The sequence below is a fragment of the Chitinophaga tropicalis genome (assembly GCF_009758205.1).
Lineage (GTDB): Bacteria > Bacteroidota > Bacteroidia > Chitinophagales > Chitinophagaceae > Chitinophaga > Chitinophaga tropicalis.
Window position 1 is genome coordinate 403,851 of the sequence record NZ_WRXN01000002.1, and the last position, 20,823, is coordinate 424,673.

11 protein-coding genes are annotated in these 20,823 nt (G+C 46.7%); 1 reads left to right on the plus strand and 10 read right to left on the minus strand.

Annotated features, from left to right (window positions below; genetic code table 11):
* Positions 1 to 30 precede the first annotated feature (30 nt).
* A complete protein-coding gene (gene metK, locus GO493_RS07390; RefSeq protein ID WP_157305497.1) occupies positions 31 to 1,284 on the plus strand; it encodes a methionine adenosyltransferase in 1,254 nt (417 codons plus the stop codon).
* Positions 1,285 to 1,317: 33 nt separating this feature from the next.
* On the opposite strand, the gene GO493_RS07395 is transcribed toward metK, so the two are convergent.
* The 10 genes from GO493_RS07395 to GO493_RS07440 form a co-directional block, all read right to left on the minus strand.
* Complete coding sequence (locus GO493_RS07395; protein WP_157305498.1) at positions 1,318 to 3,018, minus strand: GMC oxidoreductase; 1,701 nt, start codon at positions 3,016 to 3,018, stop codon at positions 1,318 to 1,320.
* A 46-nt stretch (positions 3,019 to 3,064) separates the two neighbouring features.
* Positions 3,065 to 3,640 carry a gluconate 2-dehydrogenase subunit 3 family protein gene (locus tag GO493_RS07400; protein WP_157305499.1) on the minus strand — a complete coding sequence of 192 codons (576 nt, stop codon included), beginning with the start codon at positions 3,638 to 3,640 and terminating at the stop codon, positions 3,065 to 3,067.
* On the minus strand, positions 3,637 to 4,413 hold the full coding sequence (locus GO493_RS07405) for a carboxylesterase family protein (protein ID WP_157305500.1): 777 nt from the start codon (positions 4,411 to 4,413) through the stop codon (positions 3,637 to 3,639). The genes GO493_RS07400 and GO493_RS07405 overlap by 4 nt, the downstream gene beginning before the upstream one ends.
* A 37-nt stretch (positions 4,414 to 4,450) precedes the next feature.
* Positions 4,451 to 5,572 carry an acyltransferase family protein gene (locus GO493_RS07410; protein WP_157305501.1) on the minus strand — a complete coding sequence of 374 codons (1,122 nt, stop codon included), beginning with the start codon at positions 5,570 to 5,572 and terminating at the stop codon, positions 4,451 to 4,453.
* Complete coding sequence (locus GO493_RS07415; protein WP_157305502.1) at positions 5,572 to 7,215, minus strand: hypothetical protein; 1,644 nt, start codon at positions 7,213 to 7,215, stop codon at positions 5,572 to 5,574. Before GO493_RS07415 ends, GO493_RS07410 begins: the two co-directional genes overlap by 1 nt.
* A 22-nt stretch (positions 7,216 to 7,237) precedes the next feature.
* Positions 7,238 to 7,966: a TolC family protein gene (locus tag GO493_RS07420; protein WP_157305503.1), complete on the minus strand. Its 729-nt coding sequence runs from the start codon at positions 7,964 to 7,966 to the stop codon at positions 7,238 to 7,240.
* 6 nt (positions 7,967 to 7,972) lie between these two features.
* Positions 7,973 to 9,415: an O-antigen ligase family protein gene (locus GO493_RS07425; RefSeq protein ID WP_157305504.1), complete on the minus strand. Its 1,443-nt coding sequence runs from the start codon at positions 9,413 to 9,415 to the stop codon at positions 7,973 to 7,975.
* A 129-nt stretch (positions 9,416 to 9,544) separates the two neighbouring features.
* On the minus strand, positions 9,545 to 10,630 hold the full coding sequence (locus GO493_RS07430) for an acyltransferase family protein (protein WP_157305505.1): 1,086 nt from the start codon (positions 10,628 to 10,630) through the stop codon (positions 9,545 to 9,547).
* Between the two features lie 17 nt (positions 10,631 to 10,647).
* Positions 10,648 to 12,837 (minus strand): exopolysaccharide transport family protein, encoded by a 2,190-nt coding sequence (locus GO493_RS07435; protein WP_157305506.1) that lies wholly within the window; start codon positions 12,835 to 12,837, stop codon positions 10,648 to 10,650.
* A gap of 828 nt (positions 12,838 to 13,665) precedes the next feature.
* Positions 13,666 to 20,613: a fibronectin type III domain-containing protein gene (locus GO493_RS07440; protein WP_198315597.1), complete on the minus strand. Its 6,948-nt coding sequence runs from the start codon at positions 20,611 to 20,613 to the stop codon at positions 13,666 to 13,668.
* Between the last annotated feature and the right edge of the window lie 210 nt (positions 20,614 to 20,823).

Sequence of the window (20,823 nt, forward strand, 5' to 3'; positions counted from 1 at the left end):
CAAATATTAAAGCCGAAATTCAATTATTTTATGCCTTATTTATTTACCTCAGAATCAGTTTCCGAAGGCCATCCGGACAAAGTGGCCGATCAGATTTCCGACGCTCTGATTGACCATTTCCTTGCTTATGATCAAACTTCGAAAGTAGCATGTGAAACGTTGGTAACTACCGGCCAGGTGGTATTGGCTGGTGAAGTAAAATCTGAAGCTTACCTGGATGTGCAGGAAATTGCGCGTGAGGTGATCCGTAAGATAGGCTATACCAAAAGCGAGTACATGTTCGAAGCCAATTCCTGTGGTATCTTCTCTGCTATTCATGAGCAGTCTCCGGATATCAACCAGGGCGTAGAACGCAGGAACCCTGAAGAACAGGGCGCTGGCGATCAGGGCATGATGTTCGGTTACGCTACCCGTGAAACCGAGAACTATATGCCACTGGCACTGGACCTGGCTCATAAACTGCTGATAGAACTGGCCGCTATCCGCCGTGAGAATAAGGAGATCACCTACCTGCGTCCCGACGCTAAATCACAGGTAACCATTGAATATTCTGATGATAATAAACCTGTTCGTATAGATACTATCGTTATCTCTACCCAGCATGACGACTTCGACAACGAAGAGAAAATGCTGGCTAAGATCAAACAGGACATGATCAATATCCTGATCCCCCGCGTAAAAGCTCAGCTGAAACCGGAACTGCAGGCCCTGTTCAACGATAAGATCACTTACCATATCAATCCTACCGGCAAATTCGTAATAGGTGGCCCTCACGGCGATACCGGCTTAACCGGCCGTAAGATCATCGTAGATACCTACGGTGGTAAAGGTGCTCACGGTGGTGGCGCTTTCTCCGGTAAAGATCCTTCCAAAGTAGACCGCTCTGCTGCATACGCTACCCGTCACATAGCCAAGAACCTGGTAGCTGCAGGCCTCTGCGAAGAAGTACTGGTGCAGGTTTCCTACGCTATCGGCGTTGCCAGACCTTGCGGCCTGTTCATCGATACACATGGCACTGCCAAAGTGAAAATGACCGATGGCGAGATAGCACGCAAAGTTGAAGAGATCTTCGACCTCCGTCCTTATGCTATTGAACAGCGCCTGAAACTGCGTAACCCTATCTATAGCGATACCGCTGCTTATGGTCACATGGGCCGTGAAAGCCAGGTAGTTACAAAGGTTTTCAATAAGGGCAAGAAAAATGAGAAGAAAGTAGAAGTTGAAACCTTTACATGGGAGAAGCTGGATTATGTAGATAAAGTGAAAGCTGCTTTCGGATTATAATATTTAAAAAGGGATGGCAATTGCCATCCCTTTTTATAGTTCACCTTTTTTCAGTTGCCCCACCGCATAATCACAGGCTCTTGCCGTTAAAGCCATATACGTCAATGACGGGTTCTGACAGGCAGAAGAGGTCATACAGCTTCCATCTGTGATAAATACATTCAGTACATCATGCATCTGATTGTAACCATTCAGGACAGAAGTCCGGGGATTATGCCCCATACGGGCAGTTCCCATTTCATGTACACATTCCCCACCCACATATTTATAATCAAACCCGCTGATATTAGAAAACCCGCTTTTCTCCAGCATTTCCATAGCACTCTGCTGCATATCCTTACGCATGGCCTGCTCATTCTCCCGGATAGAGAAATTGACCTTCGCAAGCGGCAATCCCCACTTATCCTTCTGCAACAGGTCCAGCGTCACCACATTCGTTTCATAGGGAAGCGTTTCTCCCCAGCCGCCTAACCAGAATGACCACTTACCCGGGCGGGTCAGCTTCTCCTTAAATGCCTTGCCAAAACCGTCTTCCGTCAAACCGGTATATTCCCAGCCTTCCCGTTCACCATACCCCTGGAAACCAAAACCCCGGAGATAGTCTCTTTGGGAAGCAGTATCCCCCAGGTTCCGGAAACGAGGGACATAGATACCCACAGGCCGGCGACCAATATAATATTCATCCTCCATTCCATGATAATCTGCCATGGCACCCACTTTGAAATGATGGTCCATCAGGTTGCGGCCTACCATAGAGCTGGAATTTCCCAGCCCCTCAGGAAAAGCGTCAGACTTTGAATTCAGCAGTACAAAAGCTGAACCAATAGCAGAAGCATTAAGGAAGATGATCCGGGCATAAAACTCTGTTACTTCATTAGTCTCTGCATCAATAACCCGTACACCGGTAGCACGCTTTTTATCCTTATCATACAGTATCTCTGACACTATGGAAAAGGGGCGAAGCGTCATATTGCCCGTAGCCATTGCCGCAGGCAGGGTAGCAGCATTACTGCTGAAATATCCCCCGTAAGGGCATCCCCGGCTGCATAAATTGCGGTACTGGCAGGGAGTACGGCCATTCCATCCCTTGGTTAGATTAGCTACACGGCCAATAGTTACACAGCGGCCATCAAAATATTTCTTTACCCGTGCCCTGAAATGCTTTTCAAGACTGTTCATCTCCATCGCAGGAAGGAACTGTCCGTCAGGCAGCTGGGAAAGACCTTCATTCTGCCCGCTGATGCCGGCAAACTGCTCTGCATAATCATACCAGGGAGCAATATCACGGTAACGGATAGGCCAGTCCACACCATAACCATCCTTTTGATTGGCTTCAAAGTCAAGGTCGCTCAGCCGGTAACACTGACGCCCCCATGTTAAGGAACGCCCACCCACATGATACCCCCTGATCCAGTAAAAAGGCTTCTCCTGTATGTACGGATGTTCCCTGTCGCGTACAAAGAAGTGTTTGTTCCCTTCATTGTATACGTTACTCTGAACAGGGTCTTCTTCCAGGTCTTTTGAAGTGTTCAGGCCATGGTACTTAAATTCCCAGGGTGTTTTTAAAGTGGTGACATAGTCCGTGATATGTTCCACGTTACGGCCTCTCTCCAGCACAAGGGTTTTCAGTCCTTTTTCGCACAGCTCCTTTGCCGCCCATCCTCCGCTGATACCGGAGCCGATAACTATAGCATCATAGGTCAGCTGTTTTACAGCTTTAATATTAGGGTTCATTATTTGTTTCTTTTAACGCCAAGCCGCGCGCAGCGGAGAAAAATCCTTATTCTGTAGCCCAGCACTTCTGCCCCGGCTGCAGCTTCACCGATCCTACATAACGGCCAGGCACATAATCATACGCCAACCCTTCGGTAGCTCCCTTCATAGAAGTGCAATAACCGATCACCGTATATTTCTTCATAATAGTGAAGAAAGAATCTCCCATAATCCGCTTTGACACCTTGCCCAGCAAACCTTTATAAGGCCTGTCCCGCTTCTCAAAATATGCTACTACAGCTTCCCGCTGTTCAGTACTGCATTTAATGAAAGAACGCTTATATTCTGCACGTGCATAGCCATCCACCTCTATCAGCCCTTCTATAAAACGGTTCTGCTCCCGCCGGGGGGTACAGTCAGTCACCAGCGATATAATAAATGGCGTTATCCCGGCCGCTTTAGCACCCGGCGTATCTGTAGCAGGAATAATGGTCTCCGCCAGTTCCGTGATCAGGTCTTTATGTGCCTGCAACTTCACCAGGTCAGGAGCAGTGTTCAGCTTCCGCCACCTGACGCCTGAATACACAGCGGCTGTACCGCCGGCAAGCACCAGCAGGGAAGCAATAGCTTTTCTCCTGTTCATTTTCTTTTGTATTGAAGCATCCATTCATAGATGCTCATATTATCTATACTATCCCTGTAAGCCGGGTCATAGAACTCATGCCAGCCGGTATGCCCTTTATCATGCTTTGTAAGCTTCACCAATCCCTTTTTATGATTATTGGTGCTATCTATACAACGCATGCTGTTTTCCAGGAACTGGGGCTCTGCAGTACCGGCAAAGTACCACGCATGAATGTTGGCATCCGTGGTATTTTTGAAACGGGTATAGTTAACAGGGTCCATCGGTGCGGGCGACATAGGCACGGCTGCGGCTATACGGGAGGAGAGATGCCTGTTGTCTGTGATCGACATAGTAGTACACCATCCTCCTGCACTATACCCTGTCAGGTAAATACGGGAAGAATCTACCGGGTACTTCTTCAGCACATCATTCAGGATCACCTCCAGCTGCGGAGGATTGATCCCCCAGCTCTCCGCCAGCGGAGCCAGGACAATGAACTTATAGAGTTTCCCGTCCAGCTTATTCACTGCCTGGATCTTTCTCCCTTCCTTTATCTGCCTTGGAATACCTTCCCGGAACAACTTGCTGATGTCATGACCTGCAATACTGCGGCCATGAAAACAAACTATCAGCGGAAATCTCTCTTTGGATGAGCCCTGGGGTACATGAATCAGGGCCGGAACTGAATGCCATTGGTCCGTAGGCACCGCAATCTCTCTAAAACCACCTGTGGACATAGGCATCCACGCAACACAGCCCAGGAGTAAGCATAGGAATAATCTTTGTTTCATTTGAGTTTTCTTGTTTTTTAATGGTCAGATGAACGGATCATCTGTATCTGACACTTAAAGTTGTTTTGTTTTTAAGTTGAGTGAATCTTTTTTCGATCAGGTGAAAACTAAGCCATGATATTCCAAAAACAACGGGCACGTCTGCAAGGAATAACCAGTATTTATTATGATCGTCTACCGGTATCCATGCAGATATAATCTGAGTCTGTATAACCCAATGATAGATATACATTCCATAGGACACTTTACCAATGGCTACTAATATATTGTTCTCAAGGATTTTTGTGATCAATGCCTGCGGACTGGATACCAGCAACAATATCAGCGCTCCTGCACAGAAGTTCAGTGCCGTATAGTACCATATGTGCTGATAGCTGTTGGTATCCCCGAAATTATAACCCATAGAAGTAAACAGCGTATGCCCGTGGTTTTCATACCAGTAATTGGTCAATCCGGCCGCCAGCGTAATTGCCAGTGCCGCTATAAATAACAACAACGGCTGCCGTACCCTGTCTTTCAACCTGAATAATCCTATGGCCGTTCCCGTAAAGAATGCGTCCAGATGACTGAGCGGAAACCAGTAGATCACATCAAAGACCTGGAAAGAAGGTAATCCCCTCATAACCAGGTATTGCCCGAACAGCCAACGGAATACAGGGGTGACAAGCAATACCACCACCAGCACTACCCGCAGGGTTTTCCTTGACAACAGGAAAATAACAAAGGGAAAAAACAGGTAAAACTGCTCTTCTACGCAGAGCGACCAGAAATGGGTATACACCGGGCTTTCATGCCACGCATTACTGATACGGGTAAGGTTGAATGTGTACGTAAAAAGATAAGGCAGGTCATGCGGATATCCCTCCGGGAAGGCTATCCAGCTATAGATCACCACAAATACCAGCAGGTAGATATAGTAAGGAGGAAAGATGCGAAGGCTCCTCCTGATCCAGAACTTCTTCAGTCTCGCTGATAATGGCAGCGGCGATTCCTTTTCCTTCAACAGGATGCTGCTGATCAGGAAACCGGAAAGTACAAAGAACAGCTGTACCCCCATCCATCCAAAGCGGATAATACCGAAATGGAACGCCATCACCAGCAATATTGCTATGGCCCTTACGCCGTCCAGGCTCCTGATATAATTGCTTTGTGTTGACATTATGGGCGTTCGGGATAATAGGTGACCAATACTCCGGCCGGCAGCCTTGGCTGGAATGATGTTAGTTTTTGCCGCAAAGACGCCGCTTCAGCAGGATCTACCGCATAAAAGGATACTTCGTCACCACCACAGATCACATTATCTGAGATCTTCCAGGCAGCCACTTTCTTCCATTGCTGCAACAGGGTACTGTCAAACCAGGTATCGTATACCACAGCTATCTTTACCTGCTGCCTGCCCGCAAACTCAGCCAGGAAAGCAGGAGAGTAGCGGCCCCCCAGCTTAGCCTCGGCAACTTCGTTGTTACCCAGTCCCCAGAGGTCCAGTATCCTGTTCCCTGAATAATAGCTCACGGCCCCTACATCGTTGGCAGCAACAGCCGTATGCTGGTATTCTTCCTGCAGGAAAGCCCCCATCTGGTATTGCTGCTCATAGATATTACGCGCTGCATGAGGCAGGTTCATAAAGGCGCCTGCTGCACGCAGGGGAAATGGCGCACACACAAATGCTACCAGGAATGTAAACACCAGCTTCTCGATCAGGGAATACCTGCGCGCAGTAGCCGCTGCCTGTCTTATATAGTAATCCAGCAGTATCACTATCACTACCAGGTTGATGGCCACCAGGTAAGCCTCGTAGCGGAATAACCAGCCTACTGCCGCCAGGGCCATATGCAGGAAGGTAGTGATCAGCGCAATACATGCCAGCTGCTTTATCTTATTCAGCAGTGCTACATTGCCCGCTTTCAGCAACAACACAAGTACAGGGATAATCAGCAGGAAACGTACTACTGTCGTACCTGATAATGAAGAAGAACCTTCAGGATAAAAACGGTTGGTGAATATGTTCACCATTGTATTATTGCCATAAATCAGTTTATACAATACTATCTCCTGTAATGTGCCTCCCAGGCTGCTGCCGCCACTGAGCTTTGCAGCTTTCAGCAAAACAGAGTTGGGCAGCATATGTGCGCCATGCTGTACAGAGATGTATCCGAATACGATCATCGGCACAAGGGATATTGCCAGTATAACAGCTGTCTGGAGCCATTTCCTGTTATACAGTCCTATGGCAGTAATACCTGCCACCAGGAAGAGCGATTCAAAGCGAGCCAGGATAGCCAGGCCGCCTGCAATGCCGGTCAGTACGATATGCCTGCCGGAATAAAGATACAAAAGCCACATGGCCAGGAAGGCATGCAGCATATGTTCCATACCGCTGGCTGTCATTACTGGTACCGGTACCAGCAGCACCATAAGGACCAATGCAATACACCTGACCCATGCCGTGATACTGAAGCGTTGTAGTAAGCGGTCCGTCACGATTACCAGCAACGTTGCAAAGACAAGGTTGATGTAAAGCGGTATCCAGATGCTGTTGATACCGGATTTAAAGAAAATAGCCAGGATAAATGTGTACAAAGGCGATGAGCTGGCTGCGCTGAATTCCTGCGCAGTGATACCCCATACGCCATGAAGTGCAAAATTCTTTGCGATAGACAGGTGTATGAACGTATCGTCCAGCGGGTAACAAAAATGACCATTGGTCTGCTGTAATACCTGTCTGCATATGATGAACAGCAGCAGGTATAAGAACAGCAATGCAGTTGCAATGGGATAATCCTGTTTAAGGGAATACTTCATTATATTGTCAGCTTAAAAAACACTATTTATTTCCGCTACGGCCCTGAGCCTGTAACACTGCCGATTCAAAAGGAATGCCTATAAGTTCTTCCAGTTCTATCTTAGCCTGCCTGATATCTCTTTCCAGCATTACTTTTCTTACCATTTCCTCGTTATAGCTACGGTAAGAGATGTTCAGCGTTTCTACAGATACGTCCTTATCGCCGGCAGAGAACTTTTCTTCTGTCTGTTTGTAATGGCTGTAAACATCTTCCAGCAGCGGCACCTGGAGCTCCAGCAATTTCTTGTTGGCAGCATACAGTTCATAGGCATTAAGCACATCTGCTTTGATCTTCAGTACTTCAGACTCCTTTTCAGTCATCAGCACTTTCTTTTCTGCTTTAGCCTTTTTCACATCGGCAGGAATACTGATGAAGCTGCCAAGTGGTACCATTACAGAAAAGTTATACCTGGGGAAGAAAGCGTTGTTACTACCACTGTTCTTTATAGTGTACTCGTTGAGGTTACCTGCAGCAGAGAACATATTCAACCACTGCGCTTTTGCCTTATTAGTCTCATATTTGTTGATCTGTGCTTTGGCAGCATATCCCCTGATAGCAGGGTTCTGCATAGCCAGTTCCACTAATACTTCTTTAAGTTGGGCCACTTCGGGGGCGTCTGCCATTGGCAGATAGAGGCTTGTCTCTTTTTTCTGCGCATTTACAAATAAACAGCTGCAAAGGCTAACAATTAAGAAAAGTCCCTTTTTCATACCTTATTATTTAGTTTTTAAATGATTATATCGTACTCTGATTGTGATTCCAAGAATTGCGTTCAGGAAAATGGCCGTTTCTATCAGTCCGCCGGCTTCCTGCGCATATGTTGCCACGATAATGGCGTATTGCACAGCTGCTATACCTATAAGCAGCAGCCGGTTCAGTTCTCCTTCTTCGTTGAAATAGTTCTTTATGGCATAATGTGTACCCATATATGCGTACAGGCATACAATGATCAGTCCTATCCATCCCAGCTCCAGCACAGCCCTGAGATAACCACTGTCCGGCTGCAGCCCTGCCAGTCTGTGACCAGGATTATAGGTCACACCGTCATTGCCTACTGTCATCACTCCGCCGCCAATGGGATGGCTGTATATATATGGTTGTATACCATGACGGTTCACATCACGCAGGTTCAGCGATTCATCCTGCGAGCCCATAAATGCCGTACGGAAACGGATAATGGTGGGGCTGCTATAGAATGGCCCAAACAGCATGGCCAGCATACCGAAGGTAAAAATGGACGCAGCTATCAGTGTATTCCTGTTATGAAGGTTCACCAGAAAGAACAGTAGCAGCCCTACCGGCAGCATAACATAAGCGGTGCGGGTACCGGAAAAGCCCAGAGCCAGCAGATGTACTGCTATAATGAACAGCAGCAGAACTTTACGGGGCATGCTGATCACCTGTTTACTGGCAGTGATCAGGATAGCGCAGATAATGGCGCCACAGGCCATCAATACACCGAATGCCGCCGGATCTGCCATGAAAGAGAATATCCTGGCCCGGCCCTGTATCATTACCGTCTTGAACTTATCCGGGTTCATAGCTATGTACTCCCTTTCAAACGGCAGCAGGCCCACCGCCTGTTGCAGACAGCCGTAAAGCGCCGCAGCAGTAGAAATGACCAGCCAGAATTTAAAGAACCAGTAAACATCTTTCCAGGTGCTTAATACCTTCATGGTAATGAACAGGAAAATGAGGTTCCTGATATATACCCTGATATAAATAAACCATCCCTGTATGTTGAACATATTGGGATTGAAACACTGTATCAGCAGGTAAGCCGTGTACAGGTATAATACCAGCAGGAGAGGGTCCTTATAATAATCTATTTTAGGAACGTCTGCACGCTTCCTGTCAAAGATGCAGCCTGCCAGTACCAGCAGCAGGAATGCATCCATCACCACACCAACAGGTATAGCTGTCCTGCTCATCCTTTCCGGCACGTGCACCATCAATGCTACTGTGATGTAGATATAATATCCTGCACGGTAATTAATTGCGCTGACGGCCGCCAGAGCCAGTCCTATAATACCGCCGGCCACAACAATGCTGAACTTCGCGTCCATGGACGATACATAAGCGATCACCGGGATGGCGACCACCCAGAGAAGCATGAATAGGTATATTACGGTATTTCGTCTGGCTACCTGCCTGTACATAATCTGATAACTTTAATAGAACATGATCTTTACAAAAAGCATCACCAGCGTGAGTGCTACAAAAAGCAGCAACAGCAGCCTGTGAAATGATTTGCTGATCCCGGGCGTATATTTTTTACGTACCGCCATTTATATTGTTGTTTTATGCGTTACTATCCTTCTCTTCTGTACACTCTCCCCGAACGGTCCTTTGAAAAGGCCTCCCAGGCGCATAAGCATACAGCAACGGTATACTATCACAGAGAAAAAGATGGCTATGAAAATGAGCAGTACCAGCAGTACCGTTACATATTCCGCCATGACCGTTCCCAGCAGGAAATACCTGATCAGCGACACTATCGGTACATGTAGCAGGTAGATGTACAGCGAGTAGTGTCCGAACGTTCTCAGTACCGGCAGGGCATTGTACTTTGCCAGCTGAAAAGACAACATGATCACAAACAGGCTGCCCGTCAGCGCCACAGCAGCATAGAGGAACAGGTTCATTTGCTGATGATGCAGGAAATACACCTGGCATACCACGAAAAGCGGCAATAGCGAAACAGGCCCATATGGCGATGACAACATCTCCTGCGTTTTCCCTGAGAAAAAGAAATTGGCCGTCATATTACCAATACAGAAAAAGATGTAGTGCAATGCAATGTCATAAAAGGTGCTGACCGGCTTCACAAAAGGAGCTACACTCAGCAGTATCAGAGCCAATACCAGTTGCGGCATCTTCCTTCCGCCAAACAGCCGGGTGGTCAGGAAATACAGCAGGGTGACATTGAACAATGCAAACAGGTACCATAGCTGGTCCAGGTTGCGGGGCTGTATCAGGATGTTCAGGTAATCTGAAGGACTTCTCCGCGCATTGGCAACCGTAGAAAAATAGATCTGCAGCGTTATCTGGATCAGCGCCCACAACACATAAGGATACAACAGCGTATTTACCCTTGACAGCAGAAAGCCCTTGCTTCCCTTGCGGGCAATACCTTTTTCAAAGAACAAACCGGACAGCAGGAAGAAAAGAGGCATCCTGAAACTGTATAACATATCGTTCAGGTCCACTATCCACTGACTGAGCGGCACTCCGCTTTTCTTAAGACCAAATTCAACATGCCTGTACACTACAAGAATGATAGCAATCCCTTTGGCATAGTCGATCCACCCTAACCGGTCATTTCCGGGCGGCTTGAAAGAGAACAGATCTTTAATGATGGTGTTTTTGAGCATAGAGGTCAACATTAGGGTTATAATTCAAGGTATTCTTCCTCCACATTATTCAACACGGCCCCTATGAATTTATCCCCAAGTGATTCAAAAAATTGTACAGATTCTCTGTCTATCTGGGTTAATGCAAGCTTGGATGAAAAGATAGCTACTACGCCATCTACATATTGCGCCAGCTCTTTACTATCGGTATAGTCATTCAGCGGAGCTCCTTCAAGGAAAATAAAATCATAATAACCGGTCAGGAAAGGAAGATAATTTAACAGGTTGTTTTTGGGCAGTATTTCAGAAGGGGTATAGTCACCGCCTTTACATCCTATTACTTCCACACCAGGTACAGGGTATGTAGTTACGATCTCCCTCACTTTGTCAATACTGATCTGGTCAGCCGGTACTGAAAACGTTTCCAGTAACGGCCTTGCTTCCATCTGCATAGTGAGGTCGTTGTTACAGAAATTTGTATCGATGACCAGCACACTCTTGTTGCTCAGGCTAAGACTGTAGGCAATGGCCTGTGTAAGGGTGGTTTTACCCTGCCTGGATTCAGTACTGGTGATCAGGAAAGACTTTTTACCGCTCTTTTCCAGTTCAAAGCGTAGCTTACGTAGTAATTCGCGGAAAGTGTTCTGCCGTTGTTTATGACGCTTATCAGGAACGGAAGTACGTTGCAATACCTCCAGGATCTGGTATTTGTTCAGGTCTGCATGGTTCACACTGCTGATCAGCTTCAGGTCCAGGTGTCTCTCAAATACTGAAGGCGATTTCAGTGAACCGTCCAGGAATTCCAGTAACAGTACAATGAAAGACGTGAACAGGAAAGTAGAGATACCTGCCATGCCCATGATGATCACACGTTTGGAAGACTCTGGCTTGAAGGCCGGCTGACCAGTCAGTATCTGCTTGAAATTAAAGTCTGGCGTTGTCTGGTTGTCCTGCGCCGCATTCAGCTTTTCCTTCAGCTTATTATATTCTTCCTGCGCCATGGTAACTTCCTGTTGCAGGCTGCTTACATTGGCCTCTTTATTGGCATAAGAGCCCACAGAGCCACGTAATGCACCAATCCTTGACTGCAGGTTCTTCATGTTCAGGTCAGAAGCGCGCAGACGCGCTTCCAGCTCTGATTTTTCCTGCTGCAGCTGTTCTTTGGTAACAGCGGTCTGTGTACCGGTAGCAGCATTGCTCAGCTTCTTCTGAAGCTGGCTGCGCAGGTTTTTCAGCTTTGTATTAATTGCGTCATCATCACCGCCTTTCTGTGCAAGATCTTCATTGGCATCTGCTATCTGCTTGCGAAGGTCCAGTATCTCTGCATTGTTATTGCCATATACTACCTTGCCGGTGTTGGCAGTCGCCAGCCGCTGGTTCACACTTTGCAGGGAAGAGCTGATACTGTTATAATTACCACGTTCGTCAGTCAGTCCTTTCTCATATTGCTTGATAAGGTCCAGTTCATTGCCGCTGGCCACTTCTACGTTCAGCAGGCCTTCGGATGCTTTATATGCGCGCAGCGCTTCCACCTTATTGTCAAGTTCCGCTTTCTTCTGTTTTACCAGTTCGTCAAAAGATTCCACGCTCTGCACAGATCTTTCTGAACGCATACTCCTGTAGTAGCGGATAAATTCCCTGTACTCAGTATTCACCACGTAGGCAGACTGTTCAGGATTTTCTGACATATACACGATCTCCAGGTAGTCAGTACGTTGTACACGGCCTATGCTCAGGTATTTGCGGATAGATTCGTAATCGTATTTATATAGTTTGAGAAATTCCAGTATCTTCCTTTCAAGAGGGTTATAGGAAGAAAGCACCTGCAGTGAGTCCAGCTTGTTACGCAGAATGCCCACCATTTCTTCTTTATTGACCGCTTTATAAGCCTCAGACTGAACATCCTGTTCTGATAACTGCTTATAAGGTCTTGGGTTAGTCAGGTCATGGATAAGCAGGTCGTAAGACAACATTCCTATTACTACAGGAGAGGTCATTGTCTGGATAACGTTATCGAACTTTACATCCGCTTCAAATATATTGACATTCTCATCACGTAACCTGATCTGGTCATTAGTAGTGAATCCGGTTGCAATCTGGGTTACAGAGGAATAAAGCCGGGGTCTTCCCATGGTGAACGCAAGTGCTGCCGCAATTGCAATAATTGTGCTGATGAGGATCCACCACTTCTTTTTCAATAAGGCCTTTACAAAATATATTATATCCATATTAATTATAATTATTTAACAATTATAGCTTCCAAAAAAATCCGGTTATCCCGGACTTTCCTGATCTTTCCATCTGTTACGTTACGTGTGTAAGTTTCCGGAAATTTCAGGCGAAGGCCATTCCTTTATGCATATCCTTTAAATGAATTAATATTCCAGCTTGTATGATTCAGCACTTTCCGGGTAGTGGCATAACCGATGAACAACAGCACAAAACTGATAAAGAAGAGTACAGTTTTTTTCATAATACAGAAGTTATGAATATCAGACAGACCCGGTCATAAACCAGATAATTAAAACGCATAACGAGCCAGGGCAGGTTCTGCCGGCAAATCAGAGGAGATGGTGAAAATTAGGTGGAGTGGCGCCGAATGCGGCCTACTACCTTGTTGGCTTTATCTAAGGATGAGGTTAGGAGTATTCACACTTACAGCTTTTTTGGAGACAACGGCTATGAGAGGTCTTGTCTTTAGCTTAATAGTGTATACGGTTCAGATTTCAAAAGTAAGTGTATATTTTTATAATTGATCGCTTTTTTAGCCAAAAGCGCTTTTTTACCGGTGAATGCTATAAATCGTCTCGTAAATAAAAGATTCTGTTGATAAGTGTATAACCTACGTCAATGCCTCACCAAAAGCATTAACTATCCTTGCATAAAATATATTATATCCGTATTAATTATAACTATTTAATGAATAAGGCCCCCCGCGAAAGATCAATTCAACTTTCAAACGGCTATAAACCTTCCTTCAAAAGGAATGCTTTTGCCATAGGCAAAAGCATTCCTTACATTAATTAAATCAGGTTACCGGGAAAAACTGGTAAAGCTTAACGCTTTACCAGTTTGATGATCCTGGATTCCCCGTTTTTACCGCTCAGGCGCATAATGTAAATGCCCGGAGCGCTAATCCTTGAACCAGGGGTGACACGGAGGGTGGTCAGACCTGCCGGTACAGTACCCTTATAATCTGAATATAACAGTTTGCCGCTCACGTCAAATATTTCAGCCCGCACTACTGTTTCGGCTTTCAATTGTATGTCAACATTAATCTGATCCTGGAACGGATTCGGATAGGCCCTGGCATTGCCAAAGTCAGGAATAGCAGTATTCATTACATCTTTCAGCGGCTCAGCCACTACAGCCAGCAGGTCCTGCCTTGCTGCCGCATTGTTACCGTCCTGGATAGCAGGATCAATATGTCCTTGTATAACCATTGCAGCTATCAGACCGTAGGCTGAAGTTGTTGATGCAGGATCGACCGCAACCAGGATATTGCCATATTGGTCAGGAGAGATATCACGGATGGTCACAACACCGCTCTGGTTCATAGAAGCATTCAGGTAAGCCACCTTCGTATTGTTGACGGTATACTTGCCCGTTATGTCCTGCCATTCTACAGAGCTGCCAAAGAAGGTCAGATCATATTTCAATGTCTGGTTAAGACCTGTTATCCTGAATGAGGCATGGTTGCCAGGGAACAGGCCGTAGTTTTCAACCATCACATTGTCAGGATATATACCGCTGTTATTGCCGGTATTCATACCTGCGGAGTACATGCCATCGAAGTTCTCGATGATACTGATACCTATACCCGTGATATTATTCTGGGCATCTTTCATGTTGCTGGCCACTACACCTACTGAAGGACGCATACCTGTATTGTTCCACGGAGCGGGGGCCACCAGCAGTTCACTGAAGCTCACCTGTATCCTGAAACCAGGAGTGGTAGCAGAACTGTTGTTGCTATAGTCTGAGAACACACCTGACCTTACCGCACGTACCTTGTAATAGTATGTCTGGTCCGGGCTCAGGGTAGTATCGTTATAAGCAACCGCATTGATGCCCAGCGTAGCTATCTGGGAGTAAGTTCCACCTGGTGATGCACGCCATACCTGGTAGCCTGTTTCATTATTAGCCCTGTCTGCCCATCTCAGCGCTATCGCTTTATGACTGGTAGCAGTGGCTACGAGGTTCAGCGGATTCACAACTGCCAGAGTAGCATCGTAAGATTCCACTACCATCGCATTGAGATATTTGTAGTAACCATTGCTGGTCTTGTTGACAAGGATATTTATCTCGCCGCTTGCATTAGGTATAACACCGTTTATCTGTTTGGTCAGGCTGGTATTATAGTCCGGGTCTATCACCACGCTGTCTATACCTATAGTGAACCTGGTTTTTGCGTTAATACCAAAGTTGATACTGCTGAAGAATACAACGTTATAACGTTTGGTGGCACTGAGCCCGGACAGTTTGATGGTATGAGTCACATTCCTGCTGTCATATATATAGGATTGCATTACACCATCCGGGAACACACCACTATTGTCATAGGTGCTCATACCTGTTGTAGCATTATCATTTTCCCAGAACTCGTTAAACGTCATGCTCATGCCGGTACTGTTGCCTGATTCATCCAGGGCGTTGGCTACTTTCACTCCTGCATACGGGAAGCCTATTATATTATTCCATGGCGCAGGAGCCGGATTGCTTGAAGAGAAGTCAAAGAATACAGAAGTAGTATTCTTGTCTGCAACAACCACACTAAAAGTATCTGATGCGCTGGCGCCCTGGTTGTCTGTAGCTGTCAGTATCACTTTATAGTTACCCAGGTTATCTGCCGTTGGGTTGAAGCTGAAAGAACCTGTACCATTACCATTATCAATGAAACTACCGAAAGAAGGCAGGCCAATAGTAGTCAGGGTAATGCTGTTGCCCTGGTCGCCCACAGCCTGTACATTAAACTGTGCAGAGGCATTTGCTTTCAGCTTAACATCAGCAATGGCGCTGATCTGCGGAGGTTTTACCGGTACCAGCACGCCTGCAATATTGCTGAATGCTGAGTTGCCGGCTGAGTTGGTTGCAGCCACTTTATAATAGTAATGCGTGCTGCCATGTACAGTGCTGTCTGCATAAGATGTAGCGGTACTGCTGTTCAGGCTGCCCAGCAGGCTGTAAGATCCCAGGCTGTCTGTTCCGCGATGAACCCGGTAACCAGTGGCGTTATAAGCTACATTGTTCCAGTTGAGGGACACAATACCATTCGCTTCTGTTGCCGTCAGGTTCTTCGGAGCGGCAGGCAGGGTACCGTCGTCCAGGATAGCATTTACTTCAAATGCACCCAGGTAACCTACCTGTGTACCATCAGCAACAGACATATTAAAGGTGATCTCGCCGGAGGCGTTCGGAGCAATATTGTCGAAATTCACTGTCTGGCTGGTATTACCCTGTACGTTCAGCGGTTTGCTTACACCGTTAATACTGAAGACAGTAGTACCGTTATTAGCCTGTACTGACCAGGTACTGCCGGCAAAGAACTTAAAGGAGTATTTGCGGGTAGCTTCAAGACCGGTCAGCTTCACATCTATAGAATTTGCAGAAGTGAAGATACCAGGATAAGAACCGAAGAAATAGTATTCACTCATCACTACATCAGGATATACACCACTGTTATTTCCTGTATTGGTACCTTCATTCCAGGTGAACCAGTTAGGCGTCTGCAATTGTAGACCAATACCTGTAGTTTCACCCTTATCATTCTTCAGCCCTGTGGTAGATACAGATGTAACGTTGTTCCATGGAGCAGGAGCGTCTGTCTGGTGTTTGAAGCGAACAAACAACTTGTAGTTCGGATCTTTATCTGTCACTGTTACAGTGAAGCTCTTTTCATCTGTACCACCATTACCATCTACAGTCTGCACCTTCACAGTATACACACCTGCATCTGCATAACCGGGCTTGATATCCAGGGTGGCAGTACGGTTGCTACCGGTAAGAGTAATGAATGAGGGCAGAGACACACCGGACCATGAAAGGTTATCGGTGGCGTTCTGATCAGCAGCGGAAAGCGATAGCTGCTGAACATCGCCCTCATTCAGGGAAGCGTTGGCAATAGAGGTTATGACAGGGCTGTAATTATCATTGATGATCAGGTTAAAGCTGACAGTATCTTTACCTCCGAAAGGATCGGCGGCTATCACAGACAGGTTGTTGTAAACACCCTGTTTGCTGATATCCGGCGCCACATTAAGGTAAGTGCCGTTACCATTTGCAACAAGAGTTACAAAGTCAGGCAGGTTAAAGGCGGTGTAGGTCAGCGCATCTTCATCCGCATCTGTCGCCACTACCGGGATGGCAGTTACCACATCATAGCGGGCAGACCTGTTGCTGATGGCATCTATCACAGGACGCGTATTTCCGGTCACAGCTGTATCTGCAGCAGAGTATGCAGAGGCGCCGCCATCACCGGTTGCACGTACCTTATAAGCATACTGCTGGTTGGCAAAGAGAGCGGTATCCGAATAAGACAGGTTAGTACCGCCTGTGGGGATTGTTTTGATAGTAATAAATGTTGGACTGTTGCCAAATGCACGCTGTATTTCAAAACCGGTAGCATTTGCATCATTGTTCGTCCATGTAAGGAGTATTGAAGACGCTGAATTTCCTGTTGCTATAACGTTGACCGGTGCTGCAGGCGGAGCCGGCAGGGCAGGAGTTACAATGCTATAGAACGGTAATGTCTGATTATACTGCTGAGTGACTTCCGCCTGGCTCAATGCCTGGCCAATGATGGTCATATAATCCAGGTTACCGCTGTAGAGAACACCATTGGAATTAAATGCGGTAGAACCATTGACCTGACCCACCCTGGAGTTACTGCTGGTAGTACTGACAGAGCTGAAGCTAGTGGTAGCCGAAGCAGCCAGGGCGCCGTTGATGTACAGGCGCAGGGCGTTACCGCTGTATACAACAGCTACATGTGTCCATGTAGTGCTGGTAAATGCAGCTGAAGCAAGGGCACGGATGTTCCCGCTGGCCACGCCGGCTTCCAGTTTATTGGCATTGATACGCAGCGCCAGACCATTGTCTGAACCACCTATATCAAAGATGATGCGGTTGTTGTCAAGCGCACCGGCTTTCATCCAGAGAGATACGGTGCGTGCAGAGAAGGCATCATGCAGGAAACCGCTGCCATTACCACCTATGCTTATATAGGAGCTGGTACCGTTAAAGACAGCAGAATGACTGCCTTCAGCTTTATCTGCATTACTGAAGCTGACACTGTTCGCAGTAGTAGCATTGTTACTCAGGCTGATATCCGTCAGGTTGTTATCCAACGGCCATACTGCCAGGTATGGATAACCTTCTGTCAGGAGAGATTCACCATATTGTCCTACTGAGCGTATTTTATAGTAATAACGGGTAGCAGCATCTACAGCATTATCCTGGAAAGATGTTGCGTTTGCAGCCGTCTTTCCCATCACTGTAAATGTTCCATTGTAAGAAGGACTACGGTATATTTCAAAACCCGTTTCATTATTACTGTTATCAGTCCAGGAGAGGTTCACCTGTTTGAAGCTGGGCGCTGTTGTTCCCAGGTACAATGGTACTGAAGGTGCATTACCCGGATAAGTGAGCGTATCCCCGAAATACTGATCGGGTATTTTAGTGAGACTTGTTACACCCAGTTCATTACATCTCCAGCTCAGGGTCATTGCCTGTCCGCCGCTGCCCTGGAAATACGTTACAGCTATCGGGTATACACCTTTTTGCAGGGTCATGGCAGAACTGCTCACAGTAGTAGAACCATGGGCGCCGTCATTGCTTACTGTTGCGGATGTAAGATACCCGTAAGACTTATTGAAATAGAATTTACTGCCATCGTCAGAGGTGGTAGCAAAAGTATAGGTACCTGTAACCGGAATGGTCAGGAAGCCTTCCCACAGGAAGCCATAATTGGTTGTCCTCAGCCTGGCATTAATATCCGGGAATGCTGACCTTCCGGTAGCTACTGGTGTGAGTGAAGAGAAGTTAGGCAGCAATATCCATGAGCCCTGGTAATATTTATAGTTCAGTCCTTTGCTGACTGTAGCAGCTGTTACCTGGTTGCTGGGAGCGGAAGAGTTGCCCGCTGCATCCCTGGCTATTACATAGAACGTATAAACAGTTTTTGACGTAAGGCCATATGCCATAGTTGCCAGAGTAGCGGCATCTACTGTATAGGTCTTAGCGCCATTTACATATACGTCGTAAGCAATAACGCCTACGTTATCTGTAGCTGCATCCCAGTCAACCGTAATGGCGCTGGTAGTAGTGGTTATAACAGTCAGGTTAGGCGGAGCGGTTGGTTTCTGTGCATCTACCTGGGTAGTACCACTGGCTTCATCAGAAACCGGCGCTGCACCATTACCGTTTACGGGACGAACAATATAGTAATAGGCTGTGTTGGCCGATAAACCGTTATCTGTGAATGTCAGCACATCTGCATTCACTTTTCCTACCAGTTTATAACCAGTGCCGGAACTGGTGGAACGGTAGATCTCGAATAGCGTTTCGTTATTCTGTGGATTGGGTTTATCTGTCCAGTTCAGCGTAAGCTGGGTTTGTGATATAGGAGTGACCAGCAGCCCGCTCACTTTATCAGGAGCTCCCGCTCCACTGGCATTAATCACCGGGAATGGTGTGGAGAAACTGCTGGAACAGCCGAATTGCTCCGTAACGCGTGCAATATACTGGCCCACCCCCACATTGATAGTAGAACCAGTACCTATTGTAGCAGAGTTACCTACCTTACGCCATTCATAAGAAGCGTACCCTGCAGGCAACTTTAGTGTTACAGTAGTACTGCCATCCGGCGCCGGCAGTACATTGGTAGCCAGAGCGTCCATTGTAATAGGCGGTGTTACAGTAGTAGCCTTTGTTTTAATAACAAGCGGGGTGGGAGAGAACTCTGACCATACAGTACCCCTTCTCACCCTTACTGAATATGTACCCAGTGAAGATACATTGATACTATTGGTAGTAGCTCCCGGGATGGTCACCCCATCCTTTTGCCATTCATAGGCAGCAAATCCGGGTGAAATACCGATAGTGACATTGAATGTTTCCTCCGGGCAAAATTCAGATCTCCCGTACAATGGCCATGGGGTCAGTATATTCACCTTGTTCATGTAGGGAATAAAGTTGGGCTCTGACCAGGCACGGTTCCAGGTACCATGTCCCAGGTCAGGGTAGAGGGTATATGTTACCTGCGCTCCTGCAGAGTTATAGGCGCCAATCACCTGGTCGGCTGTATAGGGAGCAGGTGATTTATCCAGCCCACCCTGAAAATACCAGATAGGTTTATATTTCATGGCATTTACAACTGAAGGATCGCCATCACCTGTAGTGATACCGCTCATAGGCAATGCCCCTCCAATATATTGAGGATAACGGATGGCCATGTCCCACGAGCCATATCCACCGGCAGAAAGACCATTAACAAGAACACGGTTCAGGTCTCCCTTTACCTGTACAGCCAGTGAGTCCAGCAATTCCTTTAAAATATCAAACTGGCCATTCCCCCAGTTACCATCTGTTGTCTGTCCATACAAAAGATATCCGTCAAAATTACCATTGTCTGTGTTGGTATTGAAGCTCTGACCTCCATGTAAAAGCTGGTATTCGTTATCATAAACGGTTCCGGCTTCTCCGCGGCCATGCAGGAATACGAAAATGGGATATTTCTTCCCATCAGCTACATTATGAACATAGGTCTTAGGGAACTTTAAACGGAATTGAAGCCCTTTATAGATATAAGGTTTGAAACCGCTGGTGTTCCAGTTCATACGTACAGTCCTGACCCATTTGCCGATACGGCCATATGCAGGCTGTGTTGGGGGAGATGATGATCTGTAGGTGGCAACGGTATCTGCGGGGTTCAGCGCTCTTTGGGCAGTAGCATAACCGGCAAATAAGAAAATAAAACTGATAATAAGGTGTACAGTTTTTTTCATAATACAGGAGTTATGTATGTCAGACAGACAAGGTTTAATGCCAGATGAAAAATGCATAACAAGCCGGGGGGCAGGTTTTGCCGGCAGATCAGAGGAGATGGTAAAAAATTAAGTGGAGTGGCGCCGAATAAGGCCTACTACTCTCTGGCTTTATCTGAGGATGAGGTTAAAAATTATGCTCACGCTTCCAGAATATGTGTATTGTCCTTA